Origin of the sequence: Calidithermus terrae, assembly GCF_003574345.1 — a bacterium.
Lineage (GTDB): Bacteria > Deinococcota > Deinococci > Deinococcales > Thermaceae > Calidithermus > Calidithermus chliarophilus.
On record NZ_QXDL01000254.1, the window covers coordinates 1 to 5,063 of the forward strand.

Consider the following 5,063-nt stretch of genomic DNA (forward strand, 5'->3'; position numbering starts at 1 on the left):
CTGCCCGCGGACGCCCCGCCGCTGGAGGCCTCCCCCGCCCGCCTCGCCAACCGCTGGTGGCGGCTCGAGCTCGAGGCCGCCACCGGGGCGCTGAAGAGCCTCTACGACAAGGAGCGCGGTCTCGAGCTGCTCGCCGGGGCCGCGGCGCAGTTGCTGGTCGTGCACGACCCCACCGACACCTGGGGCCACGGCCTGACCTCCCTGCGCCACCTGCTGGGGGTGTTCGAGCCCAGGGGCTGCGAGCTGGTCGAGAGCGGCCCGGTGCGGGCCACGCTGCGGCTGGAGTACCGCTACCGGGGCTCCTGGGCCCGCCAGCACCTCCACCTCTACCGCCACAGCCCGCGCCTGGAGGGCGAGCTGTGGGTCAACTGGCAGGAGCAGCACCAGGCCCTGCAACTCGCCTTCCCCTTCGCCCTCTCCGGCGCCGAGGCCACCTTCGAGGTGCCCTACGGCCACGCCGTGCGCCCCGCCGACGGCCAGGAGGAGCCGGTGCAGCGCTGGCTCAACGTCAGCGGCAGCGTGCGCGACGCGCGGGGGGTGGCTCAGCGGGCCGGGGTGGCCCTGCTCAACGACGGCAAGTACTCCGCGAGCGTGCTGGGCGGCGAGGCCCGGCTCACCCTGCTGCGCAGCCCGGTCTTCGGGCACCACGACCCGGCCCGGCTCGAGCCCGGCGTGCGCTACGCCTACCAGGACCAGGGGCTGCAGAGCCTGCGCTGGGCGCTGCTCCCCCACGCGGGCGACTGGCGCGCGGCGGGGGTGACCCGGCACGCCCAGGACTTCAACTCCCCCCTGCCCTTCGTGCGCGAGTACGTCCACGCCGGGGAAGCACCCCCGCGGCACAGCTTCGTGCGCCTGGAAGACCCCCAGGCGCTGCACCTCACCGCGCTCAAGCGGGCCGAGGACGGCGAAGGCCTGGTCCTGCGCCTCTTCGAGCCCCACGGGCGCGCGGCACGCACCCGGCTCGAGGCCTTCGGCCAGGCCTTCACGGTCGAGGCCGGGCCCCACCAGATCAAGACCTACCGCCTGAGCCCGGCGGGCTTGCAGGAAGCCAACCTGCTGGAGGAGTGAGCATGCCGAAGATCGTGATCATCGGAGCCGGGGGCATCACCTTCCCGCTGCGGCTGGCCGCCGACCTGCTGGCCCTGCCCGAGCTGCACGGCAGCGAGCTGGTGCTGATGGACCTCTCGCTAAAGCGCGCCGTCCGCACCCTGCGCGCGGTGCAGGAGCTGTGCGCCCACCACGGCGTGGCGCTCGAGGCCTGGGCCACCGACGACCGGCGCGAGGCCCTGAAGGGCGCACGGTACGTGATCCTCACCTTCCAGGTGGGGGGCATCGAGGCCTACCGCGCCGACCTCGAGATCCCGCGCAAGTACGGCGTGGACCTGCCCGCCGGCGACACCCTGGGGCCGGGCGGGGTCTTCCGCTTCCTGCGCAGCGCCCCCGCCCTGCGGGACGTCGCCGAGGACGTGCGGGCCCTCTGCCCCGAGGCCTGGGTGCTCAACTACACCAACCCCATGGCCATGAACTGCCTCTACCTGGCTTCCTTCGGGGTGAGGGTGGTGGGGCTGTGCCACTCGATCCCCGGCACCGCCCGGATGCTGGCCGAGAAGCTGGGCGTGCCCTTCGAGGAGCTCGATTACCTGGCCGCCGGCATCAACCACCAGGCCTGGTTCCTGCGGCTGGAGCACCGGGGCGCCGACCTCCGGCCGAGGCTGCTCGAGCGCCTGCGGGCCGAGTTCTTGCCCGAGTACGGCGGCTCGACCCCCTGGACCGAGGGCACCTCTACCTACGTGGGCGGCCAGGAGCGCGTGCGCGCCGAGCTGATGGACGCCTTCGGCTACTTCGTCAGCGAGTCGAGCCACCACTCCAGCGAGTACGTGCCCTACTTCCGCAAGAACCCCGGGCTGGTGAGCGAGTACATCCCCCGCCGCTGGGACTATTTGCGCTTCTGCATCGCCAACGCGGGCAAGGAGGAGGAGCAGACGCGGGCCCTGGTCGAAGCGCTCAAGCGCGACCTCACCCCCTCCGCCGAGTACGGCATGCAGATCCTCCGCGCCCTGCAGGGCGGCCGGCCCGCCCGGGTCTACGGCAACGTGGTCAACCGCGGCTACGTCGAGAACCTGCCCGCCGGGGCCTGCGTGGAGGTGCCCTGCACCGTGGACGCCGGCGGCGTCCACCCCCAGCCGGTGGGCAAGCTGCCCCTCCAGTGCGCCGCGCTCAACCAGACCAACCTCCTGCCCCAGCAGCTCGCGGTGGCGGCGGTGCTCGAGCAAAACCCCGAGCACGTCACCCACGCCCTGCTGCTCGACCCCCTCACCGCCGCGCTGCTCACGCCCCCGCAGGTCCAGGCCATGACCGCCGAGCTGCTCCAGGCCCAGCAGCGCTGGCTGCCCGAGTTCCTGCGGCCGGGGAACGTCCGGGCCTGAGGGCGCCTTAACCCGGGCTCGCCCTATTTTCTTGAAAGCGTAAACTAATAGCCGAAAGGGTCCGTTCCCGGTCGCCCGCCATGAAAAAGCCCATATCCGTTCGCACCGGCAGCAACCTGACCAAGGTCAGGGCCGAGAACCTATCGGTGGTCCTGGACGCGCTGCGCAAGCTCCAGCCCATCTCCCGCGCCGACTTGGCCGAGGCCACCGCCCTCACCTCCGCCACCATCACCTACCTGGTGGACGAGCTGCTCGAGCTCGGCCTGATCGAGGAGCACAAGGCCACCAGCAAGCAGGTGGGCCGCCGCCCCACCCTCCTCACCCTGCGCGGCGCGGCGGGGAAGATCGTGGGCCTGGAGGTCTCCCGCTCGATGGTGCGGGGCATCCTCACCGACCTGGGGGGCAAGATCCTCAAGCGCATGGAGCTGGCCCACCGCCTCGAGGGCGGCGTGGACGAGACGCTCTCGCTGGTCCACAAGGTCATCCAGACGCTGCTCGAGGGCGAGGGGCGCCCGGTGGGCATCGGGGTGGGGATCCCGGGGCCGGTGGACACCGCGGGCGGGGTGGTGATGGAGCCCACCAACTTCGTGCACGGCTGGCGCAACGTCCCCTTAGGCCCCCTCCTGGCCCAGCGCTGGGGCGTGCCGGTGTGGCTCGACGACGACGCCAAGACCGCGGCCTTGGGCGAGCGCTGGTACGGCGCGGGGCAAGGCGTGGAGAACCTGCTCTACGTCAGCCTGCGCTCGGGCGTGGGCGCGGGCCTGATCGTGCGCGACCGCCTCTACCGCGGCACCCACGAGCTGGCCGGGGAGATCGGGCACACCACCATCAACGTGGACGGCCCGCGCTGCGGCTGCGGCAACCACGGCTGCGCCGAGACCTACGTCTCGGTGCCCGCCATCGTGGAGTACGCCCGCAGCCAGGGGCTCAGGGTCGCCGACCCGCAGTCCATCCAGAACCTGGCGCTGCTGGAGGACCCCGTGGCCGTGGCGGTCAAGCAGCGCACCTACCACTACCTCGCCGCCGTGCTGGTCAACGCCGTCAACCACTACGACCCCGACCTCATCATCCTGGGCGGCACCCTGGTGCGCGCCTGGCCCGACCTGTGCGCCCAGGTCAGCGAAAAGGTGCGCGGCCGCTCCTTCGGCTTCCTCTCCAAGGACGTGCGCATCATCCCCGCCCAGCTCGGCGAGCACAGCGCCGCCCTGGGCGCCGTGGCCCTGGTGGTCGAGCAGGTCATCCGCAACCCCAAGCTGGTGCAAAACGCCCCCGTGCCCGACTACAGCGTAGCTTGAGCCCGGGAGCAAGAGGCTGGAGGAAGCGGTCAGCGGAAGGCCCGTGGCCCGTGCAAAACCCCGCCCCGCACGCGGGGCGGGGGGATCCCCCCAGCCCCCCTTGTTAAGGGGGGTGAAGAAGGGGCGTCTTGCGTCTTGCGTTTTGCGTTTGGCGTTTAGCATCTTGCGTACGACGTAGGACGTACGACTGGCGTTTTGCGTTTTGCGTACGACGCAGGACGTACGACGCACGACCCGCGCCCAGCTATCAGCTACCGGCTATCCGCACCCCTCACCCCTTCACCGCGCTGCTGATCGCCGCCCCTTCCACGAAGTAGCGCTGGAAGGCGAAGAAGATGATGATCACCGGCAGCATCACCAGCAGGCTGGCGGCCATCAGGTACTGCCACTGCACCTCGCTGGCGGTGCGGAAGAACTGCAAGCCCACCTGCAGGGTGTAGAGCTCCTCCTTGTTGAGGTAGAGGATGGGCCCCACGTAGGAGTTCCAGGTGCCCTCGAAGGTGAAGATCGCCACCGTGGACAAGGCGGGGGCCGACAGCGGCACGATCACCCGCCGCCAGATCCAGAAGTCGGAGGCGCCGTCCATCTTGGCGGCCTCGGAGAGTTCGGTGGGGATGGTGAGGTAGAACTGGCGCAGCAAAAAGGTGAAGAAGGCCCCGGCGAAGAAGCTGGGCACCACCAGCGGCAGGTAGGTGCCCACCCACCCCAGCTTGGAGAAGAGGATGAACTGCGGGATCATGGTCACCATGCCGGGGATCATCATCGTCGCCAGCAGCACCACGAAGAGGAAGTCGCGGCCGGGGAAGCGCAGCTTGGCGAAGCCGTAGGCGGCGAGGCTGCACGAGAGCACCGTGCCGAACACCACCGCGAGGGTGAAGAGGCTGGTGTTGATGAAGTAGCGGGTGAAGGGGGCGAGGCTCCAGGCCTTGGCGAAGTTCTCCCACATCAGGGGGTCGGGGATCCAAATGGGCGGGCTGGCATAGACCTGGGTGTCGGGCTTGAGCGCGGTGGAGATCATCCACAAGGCCGGGAACAGGATCGCGGCGCTGATCACGCACAGCAGGACGAAGGCCAGCGTACGCAGCAGGACCTGCCAGGGGTTCCAGCGGCGCACCTTGGGCACGCGGGTTTCGGGCGTCTCGAGCTTGGAAGCCTGCCTCATCGGCTATCCCCCTCGTAGTGGACCCAGCGCTTGGAGAGGTTGAGCTGGACGACGGTGAAGGCCAGGGTGATGAGCAGCAAAATCCAGGCCATGGCCGAGGCGTAGCCCATGCGGTAGCGCCCGAAGGCCTCCTGCCACATGTACAGCCCGTAGAACAGCGTCGAGTACGAAGGCCCGCCC

4 protein-coding genes and 1 pseudogene are annotated in these 5,063 nt (G+C 70.2%); 3 read left to right on the forward strand and 2 right to left on the reverse strand.

What is annotated here, in order from left to right; all coding sequences use genetic code 11:
- The 3 genes from Mterra_RS18670 to Mterra_RS18680 form a co-directional block, all read left to right on the forward strand.
- A partial coding sequence (locus Mterra_RS18670; RefSeq protein WP_245971690.1) for a glycoside hydrolase family 38 C-terminal domain-containing protein occupies positions 1–1,068 on the forward strand: 1,068 nt, incomplete at its 5' end.
- A gap of 2 nt (positions 1,069–1,070) precedes the next feature.
- A complete protein-coding gene (melA, locus tag Mterra_RS18675; protein WP_119316513.1) occupies positions 1,071–2,426 on the forward strand; it encodes an alpha-galactosidase in 1,356 nt (451 codons plus the stop codon).
- Positions 2,427–2,506: 80 nt separating this feature from the next.
- Positions 2,507–3,721, forward strand: coding sequence for an ROK family protein (locus tag Mterra_RS18680; protein ID WP_119316514.1), 1,215 nt, complete (start codon positions 2,507–2,509; stop codon positions 3,719–3,721).
- A 271-nt stretch (positions 3,722–3,992) separates the two neighbouring features.
- On the opposite strand, the gene Mterra_RS18685 is transcribed toward Mterra_RS18680, so the two are convergent.
- Both Mterra_RS18685 and Mterra_RS18690 read right to left on the reverse strand, forming a co-directional pair.
- Entirely contained in the window at positions 3,993–4,883 is an 891-nt protein-coding gene (locus Mterra_RS18685; RefSeq protein WP_119316515.1) for a carbohydrate ABC transporter permease, read from the reverse strand.
- A pseudogene (locus Mterra_RS18690) lies at positions 4,880–5,063 on the reverse strand (sugar ABC transporter permease); the annotation flags it as partial. The gene Mterra_RS18685 and the pseudogene Mterra_RS18690, both read right to left, overlap by 4 nt.